The sequence below is a fragment of the Pantoea agglomerans genome (assembly GCF_020149765.1).
GTDB classification, from domain to species: domain Bacteria; phylum Pseudomonadota; class Gammaproteobacteria; order Enterobacterales; family Enterobacteriaceae; genus Pantoea; species Pantoea alvi.
Window position 1 is genome coordinate 13,265 of sequence record NZ_CP083808.1, and the last position, 26,643, is coordinate 39,907.

The window sequence follows — 26,643 nt, forward strand, 5'->3', positions numbered from 1 at the left end:
GTCATCTCCTTGCTGAGGCTGTTGTTTCAGTGATGCCCACTCAAAGGGTAAAGCTTACCCGCAGTGTGGATTAATGAGAATTCTAATAATAAGAATGTTCAGGGCTTTCGGAGCTTTCCTTACGCCTTGTGCAGACGATCACGAAACCAGGGGTTGCCTAAACGTTACTGCGCTGCTTAAACTTACGAACGAAACACAAATTTATTACAAATGAAGAACACTTACCAGCCTGCGGAGGCCCAAATGACCCTACATGTTCAGGCTACGCCGTTGCCCGACAATATTAGCGTAGCGATTCGCACCTTTAAGCAGCAGATTCGAGAGCAAATCGGCGATGTAGAGGCGCTTTTCGCCCGCGTCAGCCAGCGTATCGAAAGCGCCATTGCCGAAGCGAAAGCTGAAGAGCAGCGTTACGATAGCGCCTGGCCGGTGGTTACGCGGGAAGCTATTGCAAAAGGCGAAGTTTCGAATGAAACCCTGGCGCGTATTAAACGGCGCGGCTGCCTGGTAGTAAAACAGCACTTCCCGCGCGAGCAGGCGCTGGCATGGGATCAATCGCTGCTGGACTATCTCGACCTGAATGACTTTGACGCGCAGTATCGCGGTCCCGGCGATAATTTCTTCGGCAGCCTGGAGGCGTCACGCCCGGAAATTTTCCCCATCTACTGGTCGCAGGCGCAGATGCAGGCGCGCCAGAGCGACGCCACCGCGCAGGTGCAGTCGTTCCTTAATCGCCTGTGGCGCTTCTCTTCTCACGGCAAGCAGTGGTTCGATCCTGACGTCAGCATTATCTATCCCGACCGCATCCGCCGCCGTCCGCCGGGCACCACGTCGAAAGGGCTGGGCGCGCATACCGATTCCGGCGCGCTGGAGCGCTGGCTGCTGCCCGCTTATCAGCAGGTGTTCGCCGCGGTCTTCCATGGTGATATAGAGGCTTATGATCCCTGGGATGCCGCCTGGCGCACCGAGGTAAATGAATATGATGTGCCCGACACCACCAAATGCTCTGCGTTTCGTACCTTCCAGGGCTGGACCGCGCTGTCGGATATGCTGAACGGACAGGGGCTGCTGCATGTGGTGCCGGTGCCGGAGGCGATGGCCTATATTCTGCTCCGTCCGCTGCTTAATGACGTGCCGGACGACGAGCTGTGCGGCGTTGCGCCCGGCAAGGTTTTGCCGGTCAGCGAAAAGTGGCATCCGTTACTGATTAACGGCCTTTGCTCTATTCCGCCGCTGGAGGCGGGCGATTCAGTATGGTGGCACTGCGATGTTATCCACTCCGTCGCCCCGGTAGAGAACCAGCAGGGCTGGGGAAACGTCATGTATATCCCGGCCGCGCCGATGTGCGCGAAAAACCGCGCCTGCGCGCAGGAGGTTGCCGAAGCGCTGGCGCTGGGCCGCTCCCCCGCAGATTTCCCGCCGGAGAACTATGAAACAGACTGGCGCGATCGCTTTACGTTCGACGATCTCAACGTCAACGGCCGACGCGCGCTTGGTCTGGCCTGATCCTTGCCGCGCAGCGTCCCCTGCGCGGCTTCTCTCTGCTACACTGGCGCCACCCTTTTCCATTAAACGGCCCGCATGAACGCTCGTCATCAACAGATTATTCAACTCGTTAATACGCGCGGCAGCGTTACGGTCACTGAGCTGGCCCAGCTGACCGGCGTCTCTGAAGTGACCGTCCGTCAGGATCTCAACCTGCTGGAGCGCGACCATTTTCTGCGCCGCGTCCACGGCTCCGCTATGGCGCTGGACAGCGATAATGTCGGCATGCGTATGCATACCCGCTACGAACTCAAGCAGGCTCTGGCCAGCCACGCCGCAGGCCTGATTGAGCCAGGCGAGGCGGTCTTTATTGAAGGCGGCAGCACCAATGCGCTGCTGGCGCGCTTGCTGGCCGATCGCGCCGACGTCACGGTGATTACCGTTAGCCATTTTATCGCCCACCTGCTGAAAGACGCGGCGTGCGACGTCATTGTGCCAGGCGGGCTGTTACAGAAAAGCAGCCAGTCTATGGTCGGGCCGCTGACGCGCTACTGCATTCAGCAAATACACTTTCATAAAGCCTTTATTGGCGTTGACGGCTGGCAGGCGGAAACCGGCTTTACCGGCCGCAATATGCTGCGCTGCGATGTGGTGGATGCGGTACTGGCGAAAAACGTCCCCACCTGGGCGCTGACGGACGCCTCGAAGTTCGGGCAAATTCATCCCTACCCGCTGTCGTCAGGCTATCAGGTGGCGCAGGTGATTACCGATAACGGGCTGGACGCAGAGGTGCTGGCGCAGCTGGGGGAACAGGGCGTCGCGGTGACCTGCGTTGCCTCTCGCTGACGCTCGGCTCAGATCTTCATATGATCGATAAGCGCCCGGAGCTTGGGCGCCAGATTTTTTCGGCTGGGAAAATAGAGATAGAAGCCGGCAAAGGTCGGCAGGTAGTCCACCAGCAGCGGCACCAGCTCGCCGCGCGCGATATAGGGCCGGTAAGTCTCCTCCATCCCGAATGCGATGCCGCCGCCCGCGCAGGCGGTGCGGATCATCACCCCCATATCGTTGGTATTCAACCGCGCATTGACCGCGACATCAAACTCCCTGCCCTCTTCCGCAAACTCCCAGCGATAAGGGGCCACGCCCGGTTCGCGTCGCCAGCCGATGCAGCAGTGCTGTAACAGCTCATGGGGATGGCGCGGGGTGCCGCAGCGCGCCAGATAGTCGGGCGAGGCGACGGCAAGCTGCCGCTGACGCAGTGAGACCGGAACCGCAATCATATCCTGCGCGATAATCTCTCCCAGCCTGACGCCAGCGTCATAGCCCTGCGCCACGATATCGAACTCTTCATCAGTCACTGAAATATCCAGCTCGATCTGCGGATAGCGGCTGAGAAACGACGCCAGCAGCTCGCCGTTGATAAAGCGCTCGGCAATGGACGAAACGGCCAGCCGCAGCAGCCCCCGTGGCTCCCCTGCCAGCGCGCTGATGTCGGCTACCGCCTGGTTGAGCTGGGATATGGCCGGCGCCACTTCGGCATAGAGCCTTTCCCCCGCCTCGGTAAGGCTGAGGCTGCGCGTGGTGCGCCGAATCAGCGAAATCTGCAGCCGATCCTCCAGCCGCCTTAACGCCTGGCTAACCGCCGGCCGCGTTACGCCCAGTTTCTCTGCCGCGATACGAAAGTTACGCGTTTGCGCCAGCGTGACAAATACCTCCAGCGCGTTTTTATCCAGCATCATTGGTTAGCCTGTGTTACCAGTCAGGTAAGGAATGGATGGATTCTCTTTATAAAGCAGCAGGACCAAAATAACCAGAAACTTAACAACAGGAGCGAAACCATGAGCAATAAAGTGATCTTAATCACCGGCGCCTCAAGTGGCATTGGCGCAGGCATCGCACGCGAGCTGGCGGCGAGCGGCGCGGTTCTGCTGTTAGGCGCCCGCCGCGTCGATCGTTTACAGGCGCTGGCGGCGGAGCTGGAGCAGCAAGGTGCGGAAGTGGCCGTCGCTGCACTTGACGTCACTTCGCGTGCCTCAGTGCAGCAGTTTGCCGAGGTCGCGCTGGCGAAATGGGGGCGGATCGACGTGATGATCAACAATGCGGGCGTTATGCCGCTGTCGCCGCTGGCCTCGCTGAAGGTGGATGAGTGGGATCAGATGATTGACGTCAATATTAAAGGGGTATTGTACGGCATCGCCGCTGTGCTGCCGCCGATGCTGGCGCGTGAAGCGGGCCATATCATTAATATCGCCTCTATCGGCGCGCTGAGCGTTTCGCCCACCGCCGCCGTTTACTGCGCAACGAAGTTTGCCGTGCGGGCTATCTCAGACGGCCTGCGTCAGGAGAGTCAACAGCTGCGCGTAACCTGTATCCATCCCGGCGTGGTGGAAAGCGAACTCGCCGCCAGCATCACCGACCCCGCTGCTGCCGCGCTGATGGCTGATTATCGTTCTATTGCCCTGCAGCCCGCCGCCATTGGACGCGCCGTGCGCTTCGCCATTGAGCAGCCTGACGATGTCGACGTCAGCGAGATTGTAGTGCGCCCTACCCGCTCGCCCTATTAATCTGGCGCAGACGGTTAAACGGGCACAACAAAAAAGGCTGCCTTGCGGCAGCCTTTTCTGGCACGTCCCTGTACGACCATCCGTTATTTATAGAGTTCAGCGGTCATGTAGACGCCGTTGTCGGCGCGGGCGCTGGTAATTTTGTAGCCTGACGCGCCCTCAGCCTGTGCTTTAGCGGCGATATGCGCTTCAGCGCTGTCCAGCGTGCTGCCGTGCGCAGAGATGCTTTGTGCAGCAAAGCTGCCAAATGAGATCATTGAAAGAGCAGCAACGGTAGCAATAGCGAGAGTTTTTACGTTTTTCATGGTCAAAATCCTTCTTTTGTTAGTGCGAGGCAACATGCCTTCGATGGGTGATATAATAACCTTAGTTACTATTACGCGACTAACAAAAAGTGCGATCTGGATCACTCTCCCTGCAGCGCCTGCTGAACGGCGCGCTGCGCATGAATTTGCGTCGTGTCGAACAGCGGCACGCTGGCATCGTTCACTGTAACCAGCATGGTTATTTCGGTGCAGCCGAGAATAATGCCTTCGGCACCCTAGGCAGCAAGCCTGGCCATAATTTCGCAAAACCGCACCCGTGATTCTGGATTGATAATCCCCTGACACAGCTCCTCATAGATGACCTGATGGATAAAATCGCGATCCCCCTGCTCAGGGGTAATGACCTCCAGCCCAAATTTCTCCGTCAGTCGCCCGCGATAAAAGGCCTCTTCCATGGTAAAGCGCGTAGCCAGCAGCCCCACTTTGTTTAGCCCCATCTCATGGATCCGCTGCGCAGTTGCATCGGCGATATGTAGCAGCGGGATCGCGACGGCCTGCTCGATTTGCCCGGCAACTTTATGCATGGTGTTGGTCGCCAGCACCAGAAAGTCTGCGCCCGCCAGCGACAACGCCTGCGCGGCTTGCGCCAGCAGGACGCCAGCCTCATCCCATCGGCCTGCGCTCTGTAGCTTTTCAATCTCGTCAAAGTCCAGGCTATAAAGCACTACGCGCGCGGAATGCAGGCCGCCAAGCGCGCGCTTTACCTCCTCATTCAGGATACGGTAATAGAGCGCGGTCGATTCCCATGACATGCCGCCGATCAAGCCGATTGTTTTCACACTGCCCCTCGCTTATCCAGATAGTTATTGTTCACAGCATGCCTGATAACGGGCTGTGCTGGCTCACCTTTATTGCGAAACTGACATCTCTTTATGCAAATAAAAAACAGCCGCGCTGGCGGCTGTTTTTATTATTCACAACGGCTCAGGCCTGCTGCGGCCAGCGGGCCAGAGGGAACAGCGCGAGCCGCACGTTAAACAGATACAGCAGCGGCGCGTAAAAGCGACTATCGCGCTGCGCCAGCGTTTGCAGCGCGATAATAAGCTGGTTCAGCTCTTCAAGCAGCGCCTGATGCGGCTGGGTCTGTAATAACCGAATACGATTTTTGAGGAACAGGCGCAGCTCGCCGAACAAGCGGTCACTGCTGATATCCCGTTCCGCCAGCAGTGACTGATGGCGCACATAGAAGTCATAGCAGTTAGCGCCCAGCCAGGCTTCGGTAATCAGATTGCCGCCCACCGCCAGTTCCGCATCACTGTCGATACGCTTGCGAGGAAGGATAACGTTGACCTTATCCAGCGTGCGCGCGACAAACTGCTGACGCATCAGCAGCGAAGCGCCGTTAAGCTCTATCGCGTTGATAAACTGCAGCAGCTCCTTCAACCCTTTGCGCAGCGCGCGTTTAGCAGTCCACGCAGGACGTTTGTTACGGATAACCGCCGTCACGATAACCGCGGCGGCAATGCCGGTTAGCGTTGAGAGTGAGGCATTCACTATAAGCAGCAAATTGGGTTTGAAGTGATGGCTCATCCCGATCAGGCCCGGGATCTGCGTCGCCACGATCAGTCCGATCAGGTTGGTGGAAGGGTTGGCAATAACCAGCCCTAATGCCATCAACCCAGGCGCCAGGCAGAGCACCAGTGATTCAAAGGAGGTCGCCTCCGGTATCAGCAAGGTGGTGTAAAGCATGCTTATGCCAATTGCCACCACCACGCCTTTAAGGAAGATTTTCATCGGTGCGAGCGGGCTATCCATTGCCGCAAAGAAAGAGCAGAGCACGGCCGCCATCATTGGAGCGGTCGCGCCATCTCCCCAGCCGCTGCCGATCCAGAACAGGCAGGTAAGGAAGGTGGCCAGAAAAGCGGTAAAACAGGAGAGCAGCAGCATCCCCTTATCGACATGCTTATGGCTGCGCGCCATCTTGCCCGGCTTCGCCCTGGGTGTCAGATCGCTGACGCGTTCGGCCACCGTCTGACAGGCTTCTGCAATACGCACAAAATTCAGCAGCCTTTCCAGCAGGCCGGCGAGCAGAATGCTTTCCTCAACCGGCAGTTCGCCACTTTCCCACTCCGCCTTTAGCTGCTGCTGCGCCGACAAGAGCCTTTCCTTAATCCCCTGCGTCTCTGCACCATGTTCTGCGCTGTTCAGCCAGTGCAAAAACAGCTGAAAGGTCTGCGCGATATATTCTGGAAAGCGAACCTGCTGTTCCGCCAGCAGGCTGAGCCGGGCCTCAATCGCCGTGAGCGTAGGAAGTAAGTAAGAGAGGTGTTGATACTGAACGCTGACCAGCCGGATCAGTCGCCGCGCCGCTTCGCCTTCGTAGACACAGTGGGTTATCAGGGTTTCGACGCTCAGCGGATAGTTTGCCATCTGGACAAGGATATCTTCTCGCTCCAGCGACTTCTCTTTCGGCATCACGGTAATCAGCTCGGCGCAGAGCTTTCTGGCATTTTGATACCAGTTGCTGACGCTCTGCTCCAGCATGCTGCTCATTGAAACCGGCATAATGAGCCGATGCACCAGACTGCTGCACAGAATAGCCACACTGATCTCTTCCACGCGTGAGATAACGGTATAGGTGATATCGGCGGGAGCGGTGACGTCCGGAAAGCCCATAATTGCCGCGCTGTAGCCCGCCAGCATAAAGATGTAACTTTTGGGCGTGCGGTCGTGAAGCGACAGATAAAGACAAAGCGCAACCCACAGCGAGACAGAGAGGCTAAACAGCATCGGATCTTCCACTGTGGCGGGGTAGATAAGCAGCACAAAAAGGCCGCCCAGCAGCGTCCCTAAAAAGCGGAAGACGGATTTAGAAATAGTGGAGGCAGAATAGAGCTGCGAGGCAACGTAGACGGTGGTCAGTGACCAGGCGGGCTTATCCAGATTAAGTTCTAATGCGATATAGAGCGCTAAAAAGGCGGCAAGACAGGTTTTGCTGGAAAAGAGTAGCGCGCTTTTTGAAAACCACTTCATACAGTGAATGGACCTCAGACAGGCATTTTTGGCGATATCCTGACAGAAGGGATAGCGGAATGCTCTTCGATTATTACTACAAATCATTAACGTGCTAACTATTCTTGCACAGCATAAGTGAATGCAATTGGTTATTTATTGGTTATAACCGCTTTTTGCTAAGGTTGGAAAAAAAGCGGAGAGTTCAAAAATGAAAATCAACGGATTTATGCTGGGAATGCTGACCTGCGCCCTGAGTTCACTGTCTGCTGCAAGCTTTGCGGCGCCTGAGCAGATAAATATTGGCTATCAAAAGGCGAATATTTTCGCGCTGCTTAAATATCGCGGCACGCTGGAGGAAACCCTCAAAAAAGAGGGCATCGCCGTTCGCTGGGTGGAGTTTCCGGCCGGACCGCAAATGCTGGAAGGACTGAATGTAGGCAGCATCGATCTGGCGGCAACCGGCGATGCGCCGCCCGCGTTTGCTCAGGCAGCAAAAGCTGACCTGGTTTACCTAGGCCATTCCCCTGCTAATCCCAAAACCGAGGCTATTGTGGTGCCTGCCGCATCCGTCATTCACAGCGTTAAAGACCTTAAGGGCAAACGCGTTGCGCTCAACAAAGGTTCAGACGTTAACTATCTGCTTATCGCCGCGCTTGAAGAGGCGGGTCTGACCTACAAAGATATTACGCCAGTTTATCTGCCGCCAGCCGATGCACGCGCCGCATTCCAGAAAGGTGCCGTCGATGCCTGGGTTATCTGGGATCCCTATCTGGCAGAGGTGGAGGCCAGCACGGGAGCGCGTCAGGTACGTAATGCAGAAGGGTTGGTTCCGCATTACACCTTTTATCTTGCCAGCCGAAAATTTGCCGACGGCGAACCGGAAACAGCCAAAAAAGTGCTGGATGAGCTGGGTACGTTGAGCAATTGGGCTAATGAACATCAGGATGAGGTCGCTGCCATTCTGGCGCACTCTACCGGCCTTAATAAGTCTGTCTGGCGCACCACGCTGACGCGTCTGCCTTATGGTGCAGAACGCATGTCTGACAGTGTGTTTGCACAGCAGCAAACGCTGGCTGACGCCTTCACACGAGTGAAGCTATTGCCGGTCAAAGTTGACGTGCGTTCGGCTACCTGGTCAGCTGATAAAAAGTAATCTCCGATTGCCCTGTAGCAGGGGCAATCCTCTCTTCAGCCAGCGCGTCAGACTGGCGATTTCAGCCTGAAATTCTCAATGAAAAATTATTTTATTCAATGACTTATGCGTGAAATTGCGCTGGAGAGTCCTGCCTCTATTTCTGAGGAGCAGACTCGCAGTAAGATGCTGCGCTGACAGGCTTTCTTACCCTGAGCCGAGTGGCTTTTATCTGAAAGAGGGCGAAAGCCTGGCGATTTCAGCCTGAAATTTTGACAGAAAAGGCTTCAAAACAGTGAGTTAGGAGTGAAAAGACGCTGGCGAAGTGAGAGGAAAACTGAGGGGGGTTAAAAAGAACATCCGGGTAGAGAGTTACCCGGATGTAAGAGCTTACTGTTCGCCAAGATATTTACGTAGCGTATCGGCAATTACTCTGTCGAGCTCTTCCTGCAGCTCCTTAGACTGGCGATTAAACTCGTAGCTAAACATGCGGCCGCGGATTTTCTTGCGGGCGAAGCGATCTTTATCCGCAAAGGTCCACAGGTTCTCCGAAACGGGTTTCTCTTTAGCAGGCATCTCCATCAGCGTCTGACTGCCGTTGCGCACCAGACGAAGAATATGATTTTTCACTTCGTCTTCCGCCAGCCCTTCACGGGCGCAGATACTGTCCACATCCATTGAAACCGTTTCGATAAGCCGCTCAATCGGCTGCCCGGTCTCAGTGAGTTTATCGGCGGCCATCAGCAGCGCCTTGTAATCGGGATAGGTGAGTTCGGAATGGTTAGGGAAAAGTGAGATCAGCTCTGCCGGCACGCTCGCCGCCTGCAAAGCTCGCGTCACTTTCGCCTGCGACAGTCCCTGACTTTCCGCAATCTCTTTTTGCGACAGGCCGCCATTTTTAAGCGACAGCAGTCTTAGCCCGACTTCACGCAGGTTATGCTCGCGCGCGGTCTGGATATCCTGCGCCAGGCGACGCGCCTCTTCGGTAGTAATGGCCGTCTCGGAGACCAGAATATCCAGCCCGGTCTTACAGTAAATCGCGGCGGCGCGACGGCGTGAGCCGTCCAGAATTTCTATTCGTCCATCCCGCTTAACGCCGATAGCCGGGAAAAACTGCTGGAGTTTAATGGTGCGGATAATATCGCGCAGCGAATCTGGCGTCAGGCCAGCCTGGTCACGCCCGTTGGTTTCCATCACCACAAAGGTTTTATCTTCTATCTCTCTGGCTTCGATGCGCTCGAGACGAAAAAGGGCGCGCTTGCCGGTTGAGAGAACAAAGGTTTGTGTTGGGGTATCTGATGATGCTTCCGCCTGAACAGGCGTCTGGCTGAATGTTCTGCCGATAGTAATTCTTTTTGCACTCATAGCGACCTCAGTTCAGGCGAATAAATTCAATACGGTCAAAGACCGCTTTCGCAAAATCTTCCGCAGCTGAACGCGCATTTTTCAACGCTTCGCTGCTGCCGACGTAAGTAGAAGGGTTAGCCGAGATAACGGTGTCAAAAGACTCGCCGCAGCGCTCAAACCCATCCAGACGCGGCAGCGCGGCATCGAGCATATCGCCGCCAAAAATCTCTTTCGCCAGGCTGTGACAGAGCTTGTGATCCGCTTTATTCGACAGCTTGGACATAAAGCCGATATTGCCCTGTAAGCGGCAGGGTGCGCCGGACTGCTCAATGATATCGATCAGTTCGGGCAGGCGCGTCAGGTACTTCAGGGTGGAATGGAAATCGACCTGCGCCGGTGGTACGGGCGTCATCAGCAGATCGGACGCGGCAATGGCATTTTTCAAAAACGCATCCAGATGCGGGCCGCTGTCGATAAAGATAAAGTCATAATCTTTTTTCAGTTTGGCAATGACGTTCTCGTAAAGCACCGCATGCACGTTTTGACCCGGGAGATGTTCAGCGCAAAGCTCATCCCAGCGCGAGGCGATAAAGGCGTCGTCAATCGAGGCCGGCAGGACATCCACGCCGGGAATAATTGACGGCACGATAAACTCTTTTATTAGCTCTTCACGGCTGACGTTTTGCAGCATCGCCTGCGCGGCAGTGGCTTCAACGATGCCGACTGAACGCTCATGGTTAAGAAACATGGTCGCTGAAGACTGCGGATCCAGGTCGATAACCAGAATGCGCAAGTCTTCAAAGAGCAAATGCGGGTGCGCACGCAGCGCATGGGCAAGCGAAACGGTGGAAACGGTTTTCGAGACGCCGCCTTTCAGATTGCCGACAAAAATCGTATAGGCTTCCGGATGGCGATCGCGATATTTAGGCACGCCGCGATGCTGGTAGATATCGATGATGTTTTCAATCGACATAGCGTACTTGGTCGAACTGCCCGCTGCGCGCTTATCGAACTGGTAGCCGCTTTCTTCCATCTCGTTAACGGCATAGTCGACGCTGGCGCGCGTCAGCTTTGGCAGCTTGGCCAGCGCAGCTTTGGCATAAACCTGGTAAAAAGTATTCTCATGCAGCTCTTCTTTTTGCGCCTGAATCTGTTCTGTCAGGCTGAGCAGCATTCGCTCAGACCGTTGTGCGACCTTCAGCACCTGCTTTTCGTCATTAGCCATACTTACTCCACACATGTAGGATTTGTGACTTTATACATAAATCCTGCATGTCGGGCAAGAAAATATCTTAAATACCGAAATAGAGAAGGTTGCAAATTTGGCTGCAAAGATAAGAAGTTGTTTTCAACGTTCACTGTAATCAGCACGACTCAGCGGACTGTAGAAGGGGGCAGGCGACAACATTCACTGTAATCAGCAGTTCGTTCACTGTAATCAGTAGTCAGAGCGTGTCGGAAAAGACGTTGCCCCTTTAAAGGGGGTCAGTGCGGCCGCAGCCTGGCAAAGATTCACTGTAATCAGCAATGGCGGCCTGAACGTTCACTGTAATCAGCAGAAGAGACCAGAGATTCGGCTTCAGGCGTTAGCATTCACTGTAGTCAGTACGGCTCGCGATGGTGAGCCATTCAGGCTCCACAAAGAAGCGTTCACTGTATTCAGTAAAAACGTTCACTGTAATCAGTGAATCTCTCAACGTTCACTGTAGTCAGCAACAATCACTTTTCTCTTTGCGGCACGGTGAGAGGTATCGGAGCAATAAGGCAGCAAACATTCACTGTAATCAGTATGACAACAGCGTTGCTGGCAGAACAGGGGCGATAACATTCACTGTATTCAGTAAATCCGCACAGGATCTCTGTGTCAGAGGGCTGGGGAGTAAAGACCAGGCTGCACCGCACAGGGGTGGAAAGGCAAAAGATTCACTGTAATCAGGAAAGGGGTAATTACGCCAGACCGTCTGACCAGGGGGGCAGTGTTCACTGTAGTCAGTGAAGAATCGCGTGACTCGCCATTCGCCAGCCAGAGAGGGGGAGCAGGGTTCACTGTAATCAGCATCAGCGCCTGGATTCGCGCAAATGCCACGCACTATCCCGTAACTGTTCACTGTAATCAGCAAAAGCGCTAACCCTGTCACGTTTCGCTGAACCTTGTGGGTTAACGTTCACTGTAATCAGCAGCGAAGAGAGGCCAACGGGTCGAAAAACTTAATTTACCTTGTTATTCAACAGGTTGGAAAAGGCATTCACTATAATCAGTAATCTAAACCCTTCACTGTAATCAGTAAGAGCGCGGGCCATAGCTGCGCCAGAGAATATTCACTGTAATCAGTGTAGACAGCATTACTGAGATCGCAAGAAAGAGGCCATGTAAGTTTGTGAGCACTAACTATTATATCAAGGGATTGTTTTTAAAAGAGTATTAATAAGAGGTGGAGGGTGGGGAAGGACGCTGGAGGCAACTGAGTTTACTGATTACAGTGAATGATGCTGATTACAGTGAACGCTGGCAGCGCTGACTACAGTGAACAGGGAGCAGCATCCGCGGCTGTCACGTTTCCGGGAAAAGTGACAATGCCGCGGCGGCATACTGATTACAGTGAACAGCGCTCATGACTCGTCAAAATCGATCTCGTCGAGAGAATCGATACTCTCTAATGAACTGATTCCGTCAAGTTTTGGCGTGCGGCTGTGGATGATAAAAAAGACCGAACGCCCGCGTTTAACCTCGGAGTAGTCGAGATAGCCAATCTCTTTCAGCTGCTCCATAGCGCGCCGCACCACATGGTTCTGCGTGGTCGTTTTCGAGCCCAGATTCAGGCGCATACGCAGGCGCGCCAGCGAAATAGGCGCAGGATTGGTCGGCAGGCTCTCAAGGAAGGTATAGAGCGCCTGCGCAGACTCTTTGCGCTTCAGCCGGGATATCGCCCTGAGCTGCAGGAGAACTTTATGGTCGAAGTTGTAGAGCTCAAACAGCTTGGGATCGGCCTGAATGCGCACCACATCTTTTTCGCGGTCATAATAGGCTGACTGCACAAGGTGCGTATGGTACGCCTTACCGTTGCCCTCAAACGAGAGCGTGTTGGTCGCGATACGCCGCAGCGAGGCATCCAGCCGCTTACGCAGCGCCGCAGAAGAGTTAGCGGAAGGAATGCCGCACATCTTCACGAAATCGATAAAGGGCAGGGTAACGGTATCGCCCTGGGTGGGGTAGCGGGAAAAAGACTGGATGATCCCGGCCCACGTCTTGAAATCGTTATCCATATCCAGCCGCGCGCCGGTAATGGTAATCTTCTCATAGCCCTCTGCTTTCACCAGCGACAGGTTTTTAAGCTCTTTTGTCGCGTCGGTAGAGGCCATCGCGCCTGACTTACCGCGCGCCGTTGATTTCAGTGTCGGGACAAACAGTCCCAGACGCATCAACGCGACGGGCTGAACAGTGTTGTTCTTATTGGGATGAAGCTGAATAACTTCACCGCTGTTTTTGGTCACCGACAGAAAAGGTTCAAGTAACGCTTTGTTTTCGCTCTCTTTATCTGCCATAGCATGAGATCTTCATTCGGTGGATGAAAAGGATCGTTTTCTGACTACAGTGAACACTAGCACTGTTTATAGTGAACATTCTACTGTGTATAGTGAATAAAGTACTGATTACAGTGAACTCTTTACTGATTATAGTGAACGCGATCACCTTCTGAGCCCTTGTGGCGTGCGGCCTGCAGCGATCGGGGATCTCTTAGGATCTCTTTTAGATCTCTTTATGATCGTTTATTAGGATCTGATCACTGTATATGTGGATAACCGATCGATACCGTTGTGCATCACCGATGCTGACTGTCAGGGATCAATCCACTGAAAACGCCTCGCCACCCTTATCTGTTCATAATATGAAAATAACTTGCTCACTATTATTCATTTTTCATCACTAACTTTGTGGCGTAGGCTAAACCTCTCAATAACAGACATTCCAAGAGGCACCATGACCGATTACGCTGTTTCAAAAAATCCTGCCAACGGTGAAATTCTGGCGCGCTATCCTCTGCAATCTCTGGCTGAGCTGGACGCAACCCTTGAGGCCAGCGCAAAGGCCTTTAAGCAGTGGCGCGAGACCGATATGGCGTTGCGCGTAAAGGTGCTGCGCCAGCTGGCTGAACAGCTGCGTCAGCGCGAACCTGAGCTGTCGCGCGCCATCACGCTGGAAATGGGCAAGCCGCTGGCGCAGGCGCGCGCCGAGATCCTTAAGTGCGCCAGTCTGAGCGAATGGTATGCCGAACACGGCCCGGCGATGCTGGAGGATCAACCCACGCAGGTGCCTGATGCCTGGCAGCGCTTTAAACCTGTCGGCACTATTCTGGCGGTGATGCCGTGGAATTTCCCGTTCTGGCAGGTGCTGCGTGGTGCCGTGGGCATGCTGCTGGCCGGCAATACCTATCTCCTTAAACATGCGCCGAACGTAATGGGCTGCGCCTCGCTGATGGCGCAGCTGTTTGACGCAACGGATCTGCCGAAAGGGGCTTTCGCCTCAGTTAATGTCGACAATGACGGCGTCTCTGCTGCGATCAAGGATCCGCGTATCGCCGCCGTCGCCGTAACCGGCAGCGTGCGTGCTGGCTCCGCTATTGCTGCACAGGCGGGCGCGGCGCTGAAAAAAACCGTTCTTGAACTGGGCGGCTCAGATCCTTTTATTGTCCTGGCCGACGCCGATCTGGACGAAGCGGTAAAATCAGCCGTGGCAGGCCGCTATCAGAACACCGGACAGGTCTGCATGGCCGCCAAACGCTTTATCGTTGAGGCGGCCATTGCAGATGAGTTTGAGGCGCGCTTCAGCGCTGCGGTGCAGGCGTTAACCATGGGCGACCCGCTGGATGAAAAAAATTATCTCGGCCCGATGGCGCGCTTCGATCTGCGCGATGAGCTGCACAACCAGGTTGAGCAGTCGCTGCGTGAAGGCGCACGTCTGGTGCTGGGCGGCGAAAAGATCGCAGGGGAGGGCAATTACTACGCGCCGACGATCCTGTCCGACGTCACTACGGAGATGACGGCGTTTCGTGAAGAGCTGTTTGGCCCGGTGGCAGCGATAGCTATCGCCCGCGATGCCGATCATGCGCTGGCAATTGCCAACGACAGCGAATTTGGTCTGAGCGCCACGGTCTGGACCGGCGACAGCGCAATGGCGGATCGTCTGGCCGATCGGATCGAAACCGGCGCCGTGTTTATTAACGGCAACGGCGCGTCGGATCCGCGCGTGACCATTGGTGGCGTTAAGAAGAGCGGCTATGGTCGCGAACTCTCCCATTTCGGCGTGCATGAGTTCTGCAATATTCAGACCGTCTGGAAAAACCGCCGCTAAGGCTTTCTGCGTAGCTGAAAGAGAAGCGAGGGCCTGGCCCTCGCTTTTTGCGTTAAAGGGCGTCAGGAGGCGCTGAGGCGTCAGATAAGCGCCTCGCTGAGCCCGTTCGGACGTGACGGGCATCTTCCAGCAGGTTTGTCTCTTTTAACGCTGTGCCGAACTACGTTGCCTGCGCAACGCGCTCAATAAATAGCGCGGCCAGCGTAGATATCGCGCTGTTGCCCGGCAGTCTTTCCTCGTTGATGCGTAACATTAGCGAAGTTGAACGTCGACGCCCCTGCAGCAGCGGCAGCGGACGCAGTTCACCACTCTCCAGCAGCGCTGCGATATTCAGCTCCGGTAGCCAGCCGTAGCCTAACTGATGCTGAACCGCCTCAATGGCGGCCGGCAGCGTTGTGAATGACCAGCTCTCTGCCTGCTCGCCATTCACTTCGGACTGCTGCTGCTGCTGGCGATCCAGAATCGTTATGCAGGGCCAGCGCGCAAGTGCGGCAGCGCTAAGCGGCCCCGGCTCGCGGTGCAGCGGATGATCGCGGTGGGCGACGGCGATAAAATCGACGCTCAGCAGGCTTTCTCCCGCTATCTGCTCATCTCCATACTGCGCGACCAGCCAAAGATCCGCCTGCTCCTCAGCCAGCCTGTCGGGCGTTTCGCTGCGGACAATTTCACTCAGCCAGATGCGCACATGGGGATAGCGCTGCTGAAATTCACGTAACACATCAAACAGCAGCGATTTCGGCATAATCGCATCCACCATCAGATCGATGCGCGATCGTTCGCCACGCTGCAGCGCACTGGCCCGGGCTTCCAGCGCGCTGAACCCCTCCAGCAGCGGCCGTACCTGAGCGAGCAGCTGATGTCCGTCTGCGCTGAGAACGGCGCGGCGTCCTTCCTGCTGCAGCAGCGTCATGCCCAGCCGCTGCTGCAACAGGCCAAGCTGATAACTCAATGAGGACTGGCTGCGGTTATTCTTCTCCGCCGCCAGCGCAAAGCTGCCCTCTTTTACGACAGCATCAAGCAGATACCACTGTTCTAACGTCGTCTTGTGCATGACCATTAATCTAAAAAATGGATGATTAAGCGCTAAAAATAGCGTTATTAATCGTTTTTGCAACGAGTAATAATCTCCTCAAGGCAAATAAATGAGGAGTTCACAATGAGCACTTTCGATAAACACAATCTCTCTGGTCTGGTTGGCAAACATCTGGTTTATACCTATGACAACGGCTGGAATTACGAGCTCTATATAAAAAATGCCAGCACCGTTGATTACCGTATCCACAGCGGCATGGTGGGCAACCGCTGGGTAAAAAACCAGCACGCGTTCATTGTTCGACTGGCGGAAGATGTCTATAAAGTTTCCTGGACCGAGCCTACCGGTACGGACGTCAGCCTGGCGGTTAACCTGGCCGAAAAAGTCTTCCACGGCACAATCTTCTTCCCGCGCTGGGTGATGAACAATCCGGAAAAAACCGTCTGCTTTCAGAACGATCACCTGGATGAGATGGCCAGCTACCGTGATGCGGGCCCGGCGTACCCCACCGAGGTAATTGACGAGTTTGCGACGCTGACCTTTGTGCGTGACGCAGGCGAAAATAACGACAGCGTGATTGATTGCCCGGCCAGCGAGCTGCCCGCTGATTTCCCGGCCAACCTGAAAAACTAAAAAACCTCAGAAGAGCTCACGATGAGCTCTTCTGGTTTCTGCTGGTTGGGGGCGAAGAAAGGTCTCAGGCGAGAGGGCAGTCGTTGAGGCTAGAAAAACTGGTATGACCCATCGCCACGTGCTTTCGCCTGATACATCGCGATATCGGCGTTTTCAAATAACAGTGCGGCCGATGTCGTGCCGGATCGCGCAAGGCTGATGCCGATGGCCGCCCCGATCCAGACATCCATGCTGTTGATAACAAACGGCTCCTTCAGGCTGTCAATAATGCGCTGGGCAATAGCGGACGCGGCATCGCGATGGCCACATTTCGCAGCGACAACAAATTCATCGCCGCCCAGCCGCGCCACTGAATCGCCAGGCCGCATGCAGCGCTGCAGCCGCTCGCTCACCTGCTGCAGCAAGGCATCCCCTGTCGCATGTCCCATCGAATCATTGACCGCCTTAAACCCGTTAAGATCGATAAACAGCACGGCGGTGTAGGCCGGATCTTCGCTCTGGGCTAGCATGGTGCCAATCTGCTGGTTGATCCAGGCGCGGTTAGGCAGCCCGGTTAAGGCGTCGCGGGTCGCCAGCGTCTCAAGCATCCGCATTTTCTCTTTATCACGCGTGATATCGCGTGAAACCAGCACCGCGCCGATGTTGTGGCCCGTATAAGGAGCGCTGACGCCGCAGGCTTTGGTGCCCAGCGTAATGTAATAACCGTCGCGATGAAGCTTGCGCACTTCAACTACGTCCGGCAGCACGCCGCCTGTAAAAATATTGAGCAGCGCCTCTGCGGCGGGTTCGCGATCGTCAGGATGCAGGAAATCGACCACCCGCTGACCGATCATCTCTTCGGCGGACCAGCCGATCATTTCACTGTAGGAAGGGGAGATCGACACGTATCTGCCCTCCGCGTCGCAATGAGCGATAAGGTCAGTACTGTTTTCTATCAACAGACGGTATTCCGCCGCGGTACGCAGCGCATCTTCAAGCGCTTTGCGCTGCCCGGTAATATCAAGAATGAATCCGTTGTACTGCAGGCGAGAAGCCGCAGGCTGGCAATCTGGTAAGCCAGAAACCAGTACGCGTCGCGTGGTGCCGTCAAGACACTGTATCGGCACTTCAATATGAAAGGGGATCACGCACTCTAATGCGGCGGTGAGCTGCAGGGCCAGCTGCGCATCATCATCGGCCTGCGCGATGCTCAGCCATTCGCACAGGGTAATGCCTTTCAGCGCCGGGATCAGGCCGACAGGACTTTCCTGACTGACAACGCAAATGCCTCGGGCGTCCGTGGTCCAGAGAGCGGAAAAGGTAGGCTGGATCACAGGATTCATAGTGGTCGGCTCCATTGTTGGCTGACGATACTGGATAACCTCGACACCGGTCGTAACAAACCTCTCAATCGCGCTGTTTGCGGCTAATGCAAACCAGGAACGCTTCGACGAAGTATTCTCAGCGCTGCGGCGTGCCGCGACTGAAAAGGCGCATCGCTGATCTGATGCGTGGTAAAAAATATAAGTCTGGCATTATCGGCGCATTCCCCCCCAATCTTTAATTAACCGGCGGGTGGACAGCTGCCTCACCCTTTATGTGAATGATAATGACCTGCGCTGCGCCAGAAATAACCGCCTGCGTCCGCTGAGAGAGCCGGGTGGCGTTTCACCCACCGCGGCATGATAAGGAGTGGTGAGCGCTCGCCAGACGGGGGATGAGCGACCGCGGCCATCCCCCGTCTGGCCTGCGGTTTAGCGGGCGGAAAGGCGGAAAGTTGACACAGAATGGGTCAGATGCTGCACCTGCTCTTCAAGCGAAGCCGCCGCCGCTGCCGACTCCTGCACCAGCGCGGCGTTTTGCTGGGTAACGGAATCCATCTCAGTCACCGCCTTTTCAATTTGCTCAATGCCGCGACTCTGCTCATCAGAGGCGGTTGAAATATGCTCCATAAGGACGTTAACGCGGCTGACAGAGGAGATGATGGCATTCATCGCCTCGCCTGTCCGGCTGACTTGTTCAGATCCTTTTCCTATGATGTTGACGGAATCGGCAATAAGGCTCTCGATCTCCTTCGCCGCCACGGCGCTGCGCTGCGCCAGGTTACGCACTTCGCCAGCGACAACGGCAAATCCTCGCCCCTGCTCGCCGGCGCGAGCAGCTTCAACGGCCGCATTCAGCGCCAGAATATTGGTCTGAAAAGCAATGCCGTTAATAACGCTGATAATATCTTCAATTTTCTTCGAGCTGGAGTTAATTAATTCCATTGAGACAATAACTTCACGCGAAACATTCTCGCCTTTTTGCGCATTCTCTACCGCTTCGCCTGTAAGGCGACAGGCTTCATAAACGTTATCGGTATTTTGTTTTACCGTGGCGCCGAGTTCTTCCATGCTGGCGGCGGTTTGCGTTAACGCGGCTGCCTGCTGTTCAGTTCGGGAGGCGAGATCGACGTTTCCTGCGGCTATTTCGCTGGAGGCTGAAGAGACGGAATGCGCGGAATCACGCACCTGCATAATAATTGTCGTCAGCGACAACCGCATTGCCTCCAGCGATCCCATCAGGCTCTGAATTTCGCTGCGGGAAGCTGGCTTAACCGGAACGGGCGCGTCAAGATGGCCTTCGGCAATAAGATTACAGTGCCTTCCTGCCTGAATTAAAGGTTTAAGCACAAAGCGATGCATCAGGACAGATATAGTGATAACCACCAGGCCAAACATCATACCGATCAGCAGCAGCAAAATAACGCCCGAGCTGAAATGGCTTTGAGCATCTTCATTCAGTTTTCTGGCGTAGGCTTCATGCTGCGCCAGCACTTTATCCAGGATAATTTCATAGGCGCGATCCAGGCGAATGACCGTAGGCAATAATTGTGTGAAGCGAGCCTGATCCCGGGCCTGAGCAGCCTCAATCAGCGGTTGAATAGCCTGGTTTCTGTATGCCAGATAAGCCTGCTGGTAGGCCTCCGCCTCCGCTTCTTCCCCTTGCAGGCGCGGGCTATTGATATAAGCCTTAAACGCCACGTCCGCTTTCTCTGCGGCGTTTTTCACCCCATCCAGTGACGGGGATATCTGACCCTCATTTGACTCGATCTCTTTCATATATTCCATTAACCGGACCCGCAGAGTGCGGCTGTGGTTGATGGGATCGATAACAGAGAGCACCACGCGAATCTCTTTATTTACCGCATTAAGAGATTCGTTACTGCGTACAAGCAACCAGATGCTAACCGCAACGCTGGTCAGAAAGAGGATTATCATCAATGAAAACACAAGCAGTGAAGACTTTTTCAGCGACATAACAAATTTCCATTTTTATAGGGTTAGCCGGTATATCGGCCTGGCTGGCTTACTCCTTAGTTCGTTACGGTCTGATTAGCATGCAGTTGACTTTAAACTAATGATTAATCTGGCAATCAATTTTAAAAAGAAAAAGCGTACCAGCCGGTTCATAATAACGGAGCGGTGAAAATTAGCGCGATCTATTTGAATTCCAGAGCCTGATAGCGCCTGAATATCTTTTTACCTGCCGGAACGGACTAATATAGCCTTCGGCTGGAAGAGGTAAATCTGACCGTTTGCTTCTGTTCAGCATTTATTTAAGCAGAAGCCGGGCGATAAAGATGCGGGGGAAAATTAAACCGCAAGCGGAGGATGGCAGGCCGTGATTAAGGTTAACTGGCGCCCGTCTTTATTTACGAAAAGAGGGGTATTCAGGACTGAATAGCAGGCGGCGCAGGCTGTGACGGCTGCGCCGATCGGGATTACTCCGGCGAGGTGGCATCGCCCTCGCCAAGCTCGCGCTGCATCAGATGGGTATCCAGCCAGCTGCCATGCTTAAATCCTACCGCTTTCAGCACGCCGGTGGCGCGAAAGCCGAGCGCGCGGTGCAGGCCAATCGACGCCTGGTTGCTGTTGCCTGCGATCACGGCAACGATCTGGCGAAAGCCCCGCGCTTCAGCAAGACGGATGGCCTCGGTAAGCAGCGCGCGGCCTGCGCCGCGGCCGGTATGTTCAGGATCGAGATAGATCGAATCTTCCAGCGTAAAGCGATAGGCGTATCGCGGCCGATAGGGGGCAAGATAGCAGTAGCCGATCACGCTCTCCTCCTCCAGCGCCACCAGCCAGATCCCGCCTTTCTCCAGCAGCGCGTTCAGCCGGTTCTGCATCTCTTCAATGCCTGGGGGCTCGGTTTCAAAGGTGGCGCTGCCGTGCAGAACATGCCAGGCGTAAATATGCTGAATTGCAGGTATATGAGCGGCTGTGGCGGGAAGAATGTGCATAACGTCCTCGGTATCGACCTTGATAAGGTCATACTACACCTGCAATTTCCCACCGGCAGCAGAAAGAGCCACAGGAAAAAGTGATGGCTCAGCTGTGCTCCATCACCAGTACCGCCAGCGTATCCGGCTCCAGCGCGCGAAAGAGATGTTCCTCGTCGCCTGCGTAACTGATGTAGTCGCCGGGGTGCAGCTCAACGGGTGAGGCTTTCGGGCCCACCAGGGCGCGCCCCTGCGTCACGATAATATGCTCGATGGTGCCGGGCGAGTGGGGCAGCGAGCAGCGTTCGCTGCCAGGCTGCGTATTCAACAGGTAAATATCGCGCCGGGCGCCGGGCGGACAGGTTGCCAGCAGCACCGCCTGATAGTCCGCCAGCTCTGCGGTTACGGTCGGGCCTTCGCCGCGTCGGATTATCTGCATGCGCTTCTCTTCCGGCTCCATCAGGCGTGAAAAAGGAATATTCAGCGCGACGCACAGCGCCCACAGCGTTTCAATGCCGGGATTGCCGTTGCCAGATTCCAGCTGCGACAGGGTCGACTTTGCGATACCCGCGCGGCGGGCGACTTCAGCCAGCGAAAGGCCGGCGCGCTGGCGTTCACGCACCAGGCCATTGGCAATAATTGTGATCGGGGTCACGTTCACTCCTGTTTTCTAAAACGAACGAATCGTTCGTATTGTAAAACGATTCGGCTGCGTTCATTATAATAGATATTTCGTTCGTTATAAGAAGGATTTGTTATGCCAGAGCATCGCATTCCCTTAAGCCGGGAGGTGGTTAAAGCCATTTTTCTGGTCTGTCTCGCCGACGGGATCGTCGGCCTGTCCTACGGATCGCTGGCCATTGCCGACGGGTTTTCGATTTGGGTGCCTGTGGCGCTCTCGACGCTGGTGCTGGCCGGCGCGTCAGAATTTCTGTTTATTGGCATCGTGGCGGGCGGCGGCAGTCCGCTCACCGCGGCGCTGGCTGGCCTGCTGGTGAATGCGCGCCACCTGCCGTTTGGCATCGCGGTAAAAGATCTGGTGGGGAGTGGGGCGCGCGGCCTGTTCGGCTGTCATATCATGAACGATGAAAGCGTGGTGTTCGGCATTTCCCAGTCGACGCTGGCGCAGCGTCGCGCTGCCTTCTGGCTTTGCGGCATCGGAATCGGGCTTATCTGGCCGCTGACGGTCATTACCGGCGCGGCTATCGGCCAGTTTATTCCCGACGTTTCCGCTATCGGCCTTGACGCGGTATTTCCCGCTATTTTGATCGCGCTGATATTCCCGGCGCTGCGCCAGCGCCGTACGCTGATCCCGGCGTCCGGCGGCGCGCTGCTGTCGATTCTGGCGACGCCTTTCGTTCCGGCTGGCATGCCGGTGCTCTTTTCCCTGCTGGGATTACTGTCGTGGAGGATGCGTAAATGAGTCATCAGGCGCTGATCGTTGCGGGTATTGCGCTGCTGGCATCGGGCACCTATCTGATGCGGCTGGCGGGCGTGAAGCTGGGCAACCGACTGCCCATCACGGAGCGAACGCAAACTATGCTGTCGGACGCGGCGACTATTCTGCTGCTGGCGGTCGCCTCCACCAGCACGCTGTTTGAAGGCCAGCATTTTGCCGGTATGGCGCGGGTGCTGGGCGTCGCTTTTGCTATTTTTCTCGCCTGGCGTAAGGCACCGCTGATTGCAGTGATCATCGGCGCGGCCGTGATGACCGCCGCGCTGCGCTACTGCGGCGTGCCCTGAGCGGCGCGCCACTGCGCGCGCGTTATGGCAAAGGTCAGGCTGGCGGGCGCGTCGGGCACATCATAAACGTGCCCGTTCACCGTAAATCCCGCCTTCTCCAGTACGCGCTGCGAGGCGAGATGATTTGCCCGCACCGCGGCGTCAATAACCTGCAGCCCGCACTCCTCAAAGCCATAGCGCACCATGGCGCGCGCAAACTCGGTAGCCAGGCCCTGTCCCCAGGCGTGGGTCGCCAGCCGATACCCCAGATTATTTACCGGCCTGCCGCCGAACTCGCGCAGGGTCAAACCGCCAAAGCCGAGGATGGCGTGCGGCGCATCGCGCTGCGTCAGTGCCATATTGCCAAAGCCGTGCTGCTGCCAGTGCGCAATCCAGCGATCCAGCAGTTGTTGCGCCTCATCCAGATTTGCCAGCGGCCCGGCGGGGTTAAAGGAATTGGTGGCGGGATCGCCATAGATACGCATCAGCGTCTCCCTGTCCTGCGCGACAACGGGACGCATCGCTAAACGTTCGGAAATCAGTTGCATATTCAGATCCCTCGGCGGCGATGACCGGCGGCCATCCGCCGCCAGCATAACCTGTTTTCATCCCTGAATAACGCGCTGCGTTAAGGCGCGCTCTGTGACAGCAGCTTGCCCATCACGCTGTCGCGCTCCAGAATGTTCAGCCTGCGCACCAGCGGCAGAAAGCGGCGATCGTCATTGGTAAGCTTAATCAGTTTGGGATGGGTGGCCGGTTCGCGCTCGCAGAGTAAAAACAGCGACATCTTCAGGCTGTCCCACTGGAACACGTCCTGATAAAAGAAGGCGGAGCTTTCGCACTTTTTCAGATAGCAGCTAAAGCCTGGCTGCTCGCGCATAACGATCTGGCAAAGGAAATTAATAATAATATAGCTGCCGCGGTTGATGCCCTGGCGGATCTGCGCAAAGTCGCTGCGCTGGGCGATCTGCGCGTAGTAGTCGTCAATACCGATCTGCGTAAGCGGCATAATCAGCTCCAGCCAGCGGGCGATAAACGCATTGTTTGGCGGCGAGGCGAGGAACCAGGCTTCCACCACCGGAAAGTCTTTATCCACCGTGGTGCCGTCGCTGTAGTAGCCGACGATATCGTAACCGCTGCGCTGGTGAACCCAGGCGAAATCCTGATAGACCAGCGTCGAGCTGTCGACCCAGATGCCGCCGTAGCTTTTCAGCAGGGCGAGACGGATAACGTCCCCTTTGTGCGACATACCTGTCTGGGCGTAATCAAAGCGCAGCCACGGCAAAAACTCCCTCACCGACTCGCGGTTCAGCAGGTGGACATGATGGTCCGGGTTCATCTGCTTTATTTTTTGACAGAACGCCTGAATAAAATCGGGCGGCGTCAGATCGTCCCAGTACATCCAGATCACTTTTGGAATAGCGGGCGCGGCGGCGCGCTGACCAATATCCTTCACATCATTGTCCTGCGCCTCGGAATAGGCCAGATCGGGAAAGCGAAAAAGGCGCAGCTTATATAAAACATAGAGCAGGAGAAATTTTGCCGTTCTGAGATGTCGTTTCAGCTTTTGCATTTTTGCTCCGCCTGTTATTTAAGGACGCTGTTGTTCAAGCATTAATTTTCCCAGAATGCTTTCGGCTTCGAGGATGCGCAGCTTACGGGCCAGCGGTAAAAACTGGCGGTCGCTGTTGGTCAGCTTAATTAACGTCGGATGAGAGGTCGGCTGGCGCGTGCAGAGTAAAAACAGCGACATCTTCAGACAGTTCCACTTAAATACATTCTGATAATAAAAAGCGGAGGTTTCGCACTTTTTCAGGTAGAGGTTGACGCTGTCCGCTTCGCGCATGGCTATCTGGCAGAGATAGTTGGTGGTTAAATAGCTGCCGCGCGGGATGCCCTGTTTAATGCGTTCGAAATCGGGACGATCTTTAATGCGACGATAGTAATCGTCGACGCTGATTTTGGTCAGCGGCATAATCAGTTCCAGCCAGCGGCTGACGAAGCCGTTTTCCGGCGGCGCGCACATAAACCAGGTTTCGATCACCGGAAAACGCGCATCCTGGGTGTTGGCGTCGCTGTAATAGCCCACCATGTCATAGCCGTTGCGTTCATGCACCCAGCTGAAATCCTGATAAACCAGCGTCGAGCAGTCGACCCAGATGCCGCCGTAGCGCTTGAGCAGGGCAAGGCGGATCACGTCGCTTTTATGCGCCAGGCCGATACCCTGATAATCAAAATTCAGCGTCGGAAGATATTTTCTCAGGCTGTTTCGGTCGAGCAGAATAATTTCATGCGCCTGGTTAATCGTCTTCATTTTTTTATGGAAGGCCATGATATGGTCAGGCGGGTTTGGGCTATCCCAGTACATCCAGATCACTTTTGGGATAGCGCTTTTTTCGCCGTCGTGTCTGGTGAGAATATCTAATGCCTCATTTTCATCGCGATCTGAATAGGCGAGGTCGCTGAATTTGAATAATCTCAGTCGAAACAGGGCGTACAGACATAAAAAGCGTACAACCCTTATCGGGTATTTAAGGCGATCCATTTCACAACCTCTGTTTAATGGCTTTGCTGGTGTTGGTTGAAAGGGACACCGGCGCGCGCTTACTGACAATCGGCCGGTATCAAAATAAAAAAAAGTCTGGTTGAATGCTGAAATTTAACGATCTGTGATGTCAATTCGCAATCCCCGCCCCGCTAATTCAGAGTTTAGCTAGCGGCTCAGATAAGCAGCCATAAAGCAACCTGGTGTGCTTTATTGAGAAAGCTTCTCATTATCGCAGCTGATTTGTTAGGATGGCGCAACTGTTTGTCAGGTCAGGAAGCCTTTTCATGCATCACCCTCTGAAGATTTTCTCCGCGGCGCTGCTGGCGATCGGCGTTACCTTAACGCCCGCGACGCTGGCGCACGCCAGACCGAGCATGGAGCCGCTGGGCGATAACGTGGCCGATCGCGGCTCGGCGTTTTATCGCTTTAGCACGCGGACCTTTATCTCTGCCGACGGGCTGCGCCGCTATAAAGTGTGGCTCGGCGTGCCGAAGCAGGCGGCACCGTCAGCGGGCTTCCCGGTGCTCTATCTGCTGGACGGCAACGCCGCGATGGCGCGCCTCAGCGAAAATCGCCTGAAGCAGTTGGCGGACAAGCGGCCGCCGATGCTGGTGGCGGTAGGATATGATACCCGCCTGCCGTTCGACGTTGAGGCGCGCGCGCTGGACTATACGCCGCCCGGCGGAGAGCAGGGCGATGCGCGGCACGAACGCTATCGCGGCGGCGGAAGCCACGCGTTTCGCGAGCTGCTGCAAAAGCAGATTGCGCCTTGGGCGGAGAGACAGGCAAAAAGCGATCCGCAGCGTCGGGCGCTGTGGGGCCACTCTTACGGCGGGCTGTTTGTGCTGGATAGCCTCTACAGCGGCGCGGGCTTTACGCACTATTTCAGCGCGGCGCCGTCGCTGGGCTGGCGTCATCAGCGCATCGTCGAGCTGGCGCAACAGGCATCGCCGCAGGCGCTGAGCGGTAAACGGCTCTACCTGATCGAAGGTGACGGGCGCAGCGATCGCCATGAAGAGAAGCGTGCGGCGCAGATCAACGACGCCGACCGTCTGCTGATCGCCACGTTGCGCGACAAGGGCCTCAGGCTGGATGAAATTCGCTATCCGGGTCAGACCCATGGCGAGCTGCTGCCCTCATCGCTGGAGAGGACGCTGAATATCGTCTCCGGCGCGGAGTAACGCGGCAGCGATATGTAGCACAGGCGCAGCTCGGCAACGACATATCACACTATTTTTATACCGTTGTTTAGCTGCTGTTTAATTTATTACAAAGACGCTTTCCGCCGCGTTTGAATAGCTGGTAAAA

23 protein-coding genes and 1 pseudogene are annotated in these 26,643 nt (G+C 55.5%); 9 read left to right on the forward strand and 15 right to left on the reverse strand.

What is annotated here, in order from left to right:
* The first annotated feature begins 243 nt into the window (after positions 1–243).
* Positions 244–1,506: a DUF1479 domain-containing protein gene (locus LB453_RS00080; RefSeq protein WP_103796983.1), complete on the forward strand. Its 1,263-nt coding sequence runs from the start codon at positions 244–246 to the stop codon at positions 1,504–1,506.
* A gap of 75 nt (positions 1,507–1,581) precedes the next feature.
* Positions 1,582–2,331: a DNA-binding transcriptional regulator YciT gene (locus LB453_RS00085; RefSeq protein ID WP_103796984.1), complete on the forward strand. Its 750-nt coding sequence runs from the start codon at positions 1,582–1,584 to the stop codon at positions 2,329–2,331.
* An 8-nt stretch (positions 2,332–2,339) separates the two neighbouring features.
* Here LB453_RS00085 and LB453_RS00090 read toward each other — a convergent pair whose 3' ends face one another.
* Positions 2,340–3,224, reverse strand: coding sequence for a LysR family transcriptional regulator (locus LB453_RS00090; protein ID WP_103796985.1), 885 nt, complete (start codon positions 3,222–3,224; stop codon positions 2,340–2,342).
* A 99-nt stretch (positions 3,225–3,323) separates the two neighbouring features.
* On the opposite strand from LB453_RS00090, the gene LB453_RS00095 reads away from it, so the two are divergent.
* A complete protein-coding gene (locus tag LB453_RS00095) occupies positions 3,324–4,049 on the forward strand; it encodes an SDR family oxidoreductase (protein ID WP_103796986.1) in 726 nt (241 codons plus the stop codon).
* A gap of 83 nt (positions 4,050–4,132) precedes the next feature.
* Here LB453_RS00095 and LB453_RS00100 read toward each other — a convergent pair whose 3' ends face one another.
* The 3 genes and pseudogenes from LB453_RS00100 to LB453_RS00110 form a co-directional block, all read right to left on the reverse strand.
* Positions 4,133–4,354: a YdgH/BhsA/McbA-like domain containing protein gene (locus LB453_RS00100; protein WP_048781080.1), complete on the reverse strand. Its 222-nt coding sequence runs from the start codon at positions 4,352–4,354 to the stop codon at positions 4,133–4,135.
* A gap of 101 nt (positions 4,355–4,455) precedes the next feature.
* Positions 4,456–5,154: pseudogene (locus tag LB453_RS00105) on the reverse strand (aspartate/glutamate racemase family protein).
* 145 nt (positions 5,155–5,299) lie between these two features.
* Complete coding sequence (locus LB453_RS00110; RefSeq protein ID WP_103796987.1) at positions 5,300–7,348, reverse strand: FUSC family protein; 2,049 nt, start codon at positions 7,346–7,348, stop codon at positions 5,300–5,302.
* 208 nt (positions 7,349–7,556) lie between these two features.
* Between LB453_RS00110 and LB453_RS00115 the strand changes: the two genes are divergently transcribed.
* Positions 7,557–8,483, forward strand: coding sequence for a sulfonate ABC transporter substrate-binding protein (locus LB453_RS00115; RefSeq protein WP_103797061.1), 927 nt, complete (start codon positions 7,557–7,559; stop codon positions 8,481–8,483).
* 369 nt (positions 8,484–8,852) lie between these two features.
* On the opposite strand, the gene LB453_RS00120 is transcribed toward LB453_RS00115, so the two are convergent.
* The 3 genes from LB453_RS00120 to LB453_RS00130 all read right to left on the reverse strand — a co-directional run bounded on the left by LB453_RS00120 (position 8,853) and on the right by LB453_RS00130 (position 13,352).
* The gene (locus tag LB453_RS00120) at positions 8,853–9,827 is read right to left on the reverse strand and encodes a ParB family protein (RefSeq protein ID WP_103796988.1); all 975 of its coding nucleotides are present in this window, start codon (positions 9,825–9,827) and stop codon (positions 8,853–8,855) included.
* Between the two features lie 7 nt (positions 9,828–9,834).
* A complete protein-coding gene (locus LB453_RS00125) occupies positions 9,835–11,034 on the reverse strand; it encodes an AAA family ATPase (protein ID WP_103796989.1) in 1,200 nt (399 codons plus the stop codon).
* A 1,385-nt stretch (positions 11,035–12,419) separates the two neighbouring features.
* Positions 12,420–13,352: a RepB family plasmid replication initiator protein gene (locus LB453_RS00130; RefSeq protein ID WP_103796990.1), complete on the reverse strand. Its 933-nt coding sequence runs from the start codon at positions 13,350–13,352 to the stop codon at positions 12,420–12,422.
* A gap of 436 nt (positions 13,353–13,788) precedes the next feature.
* Between LB453_RS00130 and LB453_RS00135 the strand changes: the two genes are divergently transcribed.
* Positions 13,789–15,159: an aldehyde dehydrogenase family protein gene (locus LB453_RS00135; protein ID WP_103796991.1), complete on the forward strand. Its 1,371-nt coding sequence runs from the start codon at positions 13,789–13,791 to the stop codon at positions 15,157–15,159.
* Positions 15,160–15,319: 160 nt separating this feature from the next.
* Here LB453_RS00135 and LB453_RS00140 read toward each other — a convergent pair whose 3' ends face one another.
* The gene (locus LB453_RS00140; protein ID WP_103797062.1) at positions 15,320–16,210 is read right to left on the reverse strand and encodes a LysR family transcriptional regulator; all 891 of its coding nucleotides are present in this window, start codon (positions 16,208–16,210) and stop codon (positions 15,320–15,322) included.
* Positions 16,211–16,315: 105 nt separating this feature from the next.
* Between LB453_RS00140 and LB453_RS00145 the strand changes: the two genes are divergently transcribed.
* The gene (locus tag LB453_RS00145; protein WP_103796992.1) at positions 16,316–16,825 is read left to right on the forward strand and encodes a phenolic acid decarboxylase; all 510 of its coding nucleotides are present in this window, start codon (positions 16,316–16,318) and stop codon (positions 16,823–16,825) included.
* An 89-nt stretch (positions 16,826–16,914) separates the two neighbouring features.
* Here LB453_RS00145 and LB453_RS00150 read toward each other — a convergent pair whose 3' ends face one another.
* From LB453_RS00150 to LB453_RS00165, 4 genes are all read right to left on the reverse strand, one after another.
* On the reverse strand, positions 16,915–18,147 hold the full coding sequence (locus LB453_RS00150) for a sensor domain-containing diguanylate cyclase (protein ID WP_103796993.1): 1,233 nt from the start codon (positions 18,145–18,147) through the stop codon (positions 16,915–16,917).
* Between the two features lie 411 nt (positions 18,148–18,558).
* On the reverse strand, positions 18,559–20,103 hold the full coding sequence (locus tag LB453_RS00155) for a methyl-accepting chemotaxis protein (RefSeq protein WP_103796994.1): 1,545 nt from the start codon (positions 20,101–20,103) through the stop codon (positions 18,559–18,561).
* Positions 20,104–20,567: 464 nt separating this feature from the next.
* Positions 20,568–21,086 (reverse strand): GNAT family N-acetyltransferase, encoded by a 519-nt coding sequence (locus tag LB453_RS00160; RefSeq protein WP_103796995.1) that lies wholly within the window; start codon positions 21,084–21,086, stop codon positions 20,568–20,570.
* A gap of 88 nt (positions 21,087–21,174) precedes the next feature.
* Positions 21,175–21,720 carry a helix-turn-helix domain-containing protein gene (locus LB453_RS00165; protein WP_375337775.1) on the reverse strand — a complete coding sequence of 182 codons (546 nt, stop codon included), beginning with the start codon at positions 21,718–21,720 and terminating at the stop codon, positions 21,175–21,177.
* A 102-nt stretch (positions 21,721–21,822) separates the two neighbouring features.
* Here LB453_RS00165 and LB453_RS00170 point away from each other — a divergent pair, with 102 nt between their 5' ends.
* Together LB453_RS00170 and LB453_RS00175 are read left to right on the forward strand one after the other, a co-directional pair.
* Positions 21,823–22,488: an AzlC family ABC transporter permease gene (locus tag LB453_RS00170; protein ID WP_103796997.1), complete on the forward strand. Its 666-nt coding sequence runs from the start codon at positions 21,823–21,825 to the stop codon at positions 22,486–22,488.
* Positions 22,485–22,808 carry an AzlD domain-containing protein gene (locus tag LB453_RS00175; protein ID WP_103796998.1) on the forward strand — a complete coding sequence of 108 codons (324 nt, stop codon included), beginning with the start codon at positions 22,485–22,487 and terminating at the stop codon, positions 22,806–22,808. The genes LB453_RS00170 and LB453_RS00175 overlap by 4 nt, the downstream gene beginning before the upstream one ends.
* Here the strand turns inward: LB453_RS00175 and LB453_RS00180 are convergent.
* From LB453_RS00180 to LB453_RS00190, 3 genes are all read right to left on the reverse strand, one after another.
* A complete protein-coding gene (locus tag LB453_RS00180) occupies positions 22,790–23,335 on the reverse strand; it encodes a GNAT family N-acetyltransferase (RefSeq protein ID WP_103797063.1) in 546 nt (181 codons plus the stop codon). The two genes, LB453_RS00175 and LB453_RS00180, sit on opposite strands and share 19 nt — an antisense overlap.
* An 80-nt stretch (positions 23,336–23,415) precedes the next feature.
* The gene (locus LB453_RS00185) at positions 23,416–24,360 is read right to left on the reverse strand and encodes a glycosyltransferase family 32 protein (RefSeq protein WP_103796999.1); all 945 of its coding nucleotides are present in this window, start codon (positions 24,358–24,360) and stop codon (positions 23,416–23,418) included.
* Positions 24,361–24,378: 18 nt separating this feature from the next.
* Positions 24,379–25,332: a glycosyltransferase family 32 protein gene (locus tag LB453_RS00190; RefSeq protein ID WP_103797000.1), complete on the reverse strand. Its 954-nt coding sequence runs from the start codon at positions 25,330–25,332 to the stop codon at positions 24,379–24,381.
* Positions 25,333–25,619: 287 nt separating this feature from the next.
* Between LB453_RS00190 and LB453_RS00195 the strand changes: the two genes are divergently transcribed.
* Positions 25,620–26,516 (forward strand): alpha/beta hydrolase, encoded by an 897-nt coding sequence (locus LB453_RS00195; RefSeq protein WP_158253402.1) that lies wholly within the window; start codon positions 25,620–25,622, stop codon positions 26,514–26,516.
* Positions 26,517–26,643: the final 127 nt, after the last annotated feature.

Bases quoted from the DNA above. Each gene is read 5' to 3' on its own strand.
- LB453_RS00080 (WP_103796983.1), top strand. From the start codon at position 244: ATGACCCTACATGTTCAGGCTACGCCGTTGCCCGACAATATTAGCGTA.
- LB453_RS00085 (WP_103796984.1), top strand. From the start codon at position 1,582: ATGAACGCTCGTCATCAACAGATTATTCAACTCGTTAATACGCGCGGC.
- LB453_RS00090 (WP_103796985.1), bottom strand. From the start codon at position 3,224: ATGATGCTGGATAAAAACGCGCTGGAGGTATTTGTCACGCTGGCGCAA.
- LB453_RS00095 (WP_103796986.1), top strand. From the start codon at position 3,324: ATGAGCAATAAAGTGATCTTAATCACCGGCGCCTCAAGTGGCATTGGC.
- LB453_RS00100 (WP_048781080.1), bottom strand. From the start codon at position 4,354: ATGAAAAACGTAAAAACTCTCGCTATTGCTACCGTTGCTGCTCTTTCA.
- LB453_RS00110 (WP_103796987.1), bottom strand. From the start codon at position 7,348: ATGAAGTGGTTTTCAAAAAGCGCGCTACTCTTTTCCAGCAAAACCTGT.
- LB453_RS00115 (WP_103797061.1), top strand. From the start codon at position 7,557: ATGCTGGGAATGCTGACCTGCGCCCTGAGTTCACTGTCTGCTGCAAGC.
- LB453_RS00120 (WP_103796988.1), bottom strand. From the start codon at position 9,827: ATGAGTGCAAAAAGAATTACTATCGGCAGAACATTCAGCCAGACGCCT.
- LB453_RS00125 (WP_103796989.1), bottom strand. From the start codon at position 11,034: ATGGCTAATGACGAAAAGCAGGTGCTGAAGGTCGCACAACGGTCTGAG.
- LB453_RS00130 (WP_103796990.1), bottom strand. From the start codon at position 13,352: ATGGCAGATAAAGAGAGCGAAAACAAAGCGTTACTTGAACCTTTTCTG.
- LB453_RS00135 (WP_103796991.1), top strand. From the start codon at position 13,789: ATGACCGATTACGCTGTTTCAAAAAATCCTGCCAACGGTGAAATTCTG.
- LB453_RS00140 (WP_103797062.1), bottom strand. From the start codon at position 16,210: ATGCACAAGACGACGTTAGAACAGTGGTATCTGCTTGATGCTGTCGTA.
- LB453_RS00145 (WP_103796992.1), top strand. From the start codon at position 16,316: ATGAGCACTTTCGATAAACACAATCTCTCTGGTCTGGTTGGCAAACAT.
- LB453_RS00150 (WP_103796993.1), bottom strand. From the start codon at position 18,147: ATGAATCCTGTGATCCAGCCTACCTTTTCCGCTCTCTGGACCACGGAC.
- LB453_RS00155 (WP_103796994.1), bottom strand. From the start codon at position 20,103: ATGTCGCTGAAAAAGTCTTCACTGCTTGTGTTTTCATTGATGATAATC.
- LB453_RS00160 (WP_103796995.1), bottom strand. From the start codon at position 21,086: ATGCACATTCTTCCCGCCACAGCCGCTCATATACCTGCAATTCAGCAT.
- LB453_RS00170 (WP_103796997.1), top strand. From the start codon at position 21,823: ATGCCAGAGCATCGCATTCCCTTAAGCCGGGAGGTGGTTAAAGCCATT.
- LB453_RS00175 (WP_103796998.1), top strand. From the start codon at position 22,485: ATGAGTCATCAGGCGCTGATCGTTGCGGGTATTGCGCTGCTGGCATCG.
- LB453_RS00180 (WP_103797063.1), bottom strand. From the start codon at position 23,335: ATGCAACTGATTTCCGAACGTTTAGCGATGCGTCCCGTTGTCGCGCAG.
- LB453_RS00185 (WP_103796999.1), bottom strand. From the start codon at position 24,360: ATGCAAAAGCTGAAACGACATCTCAGAACGGCAAAATTTCTCCTGCTC.
- LB453_RS00190 (WP_103797000.1), bottom strand. From the start codon at position 25,332: ATGGATCGCCTTAAATACCCGATAAGGGTTGTACGCTTTTTATGTCTG.
- LB453_RS00195 (WP_158253402.1), top strand. From the start codon at position 25,620: ATGCATCACCCTCTGAAGATTTTCTCCGCGGCGCTGCTGGCGATCGGC.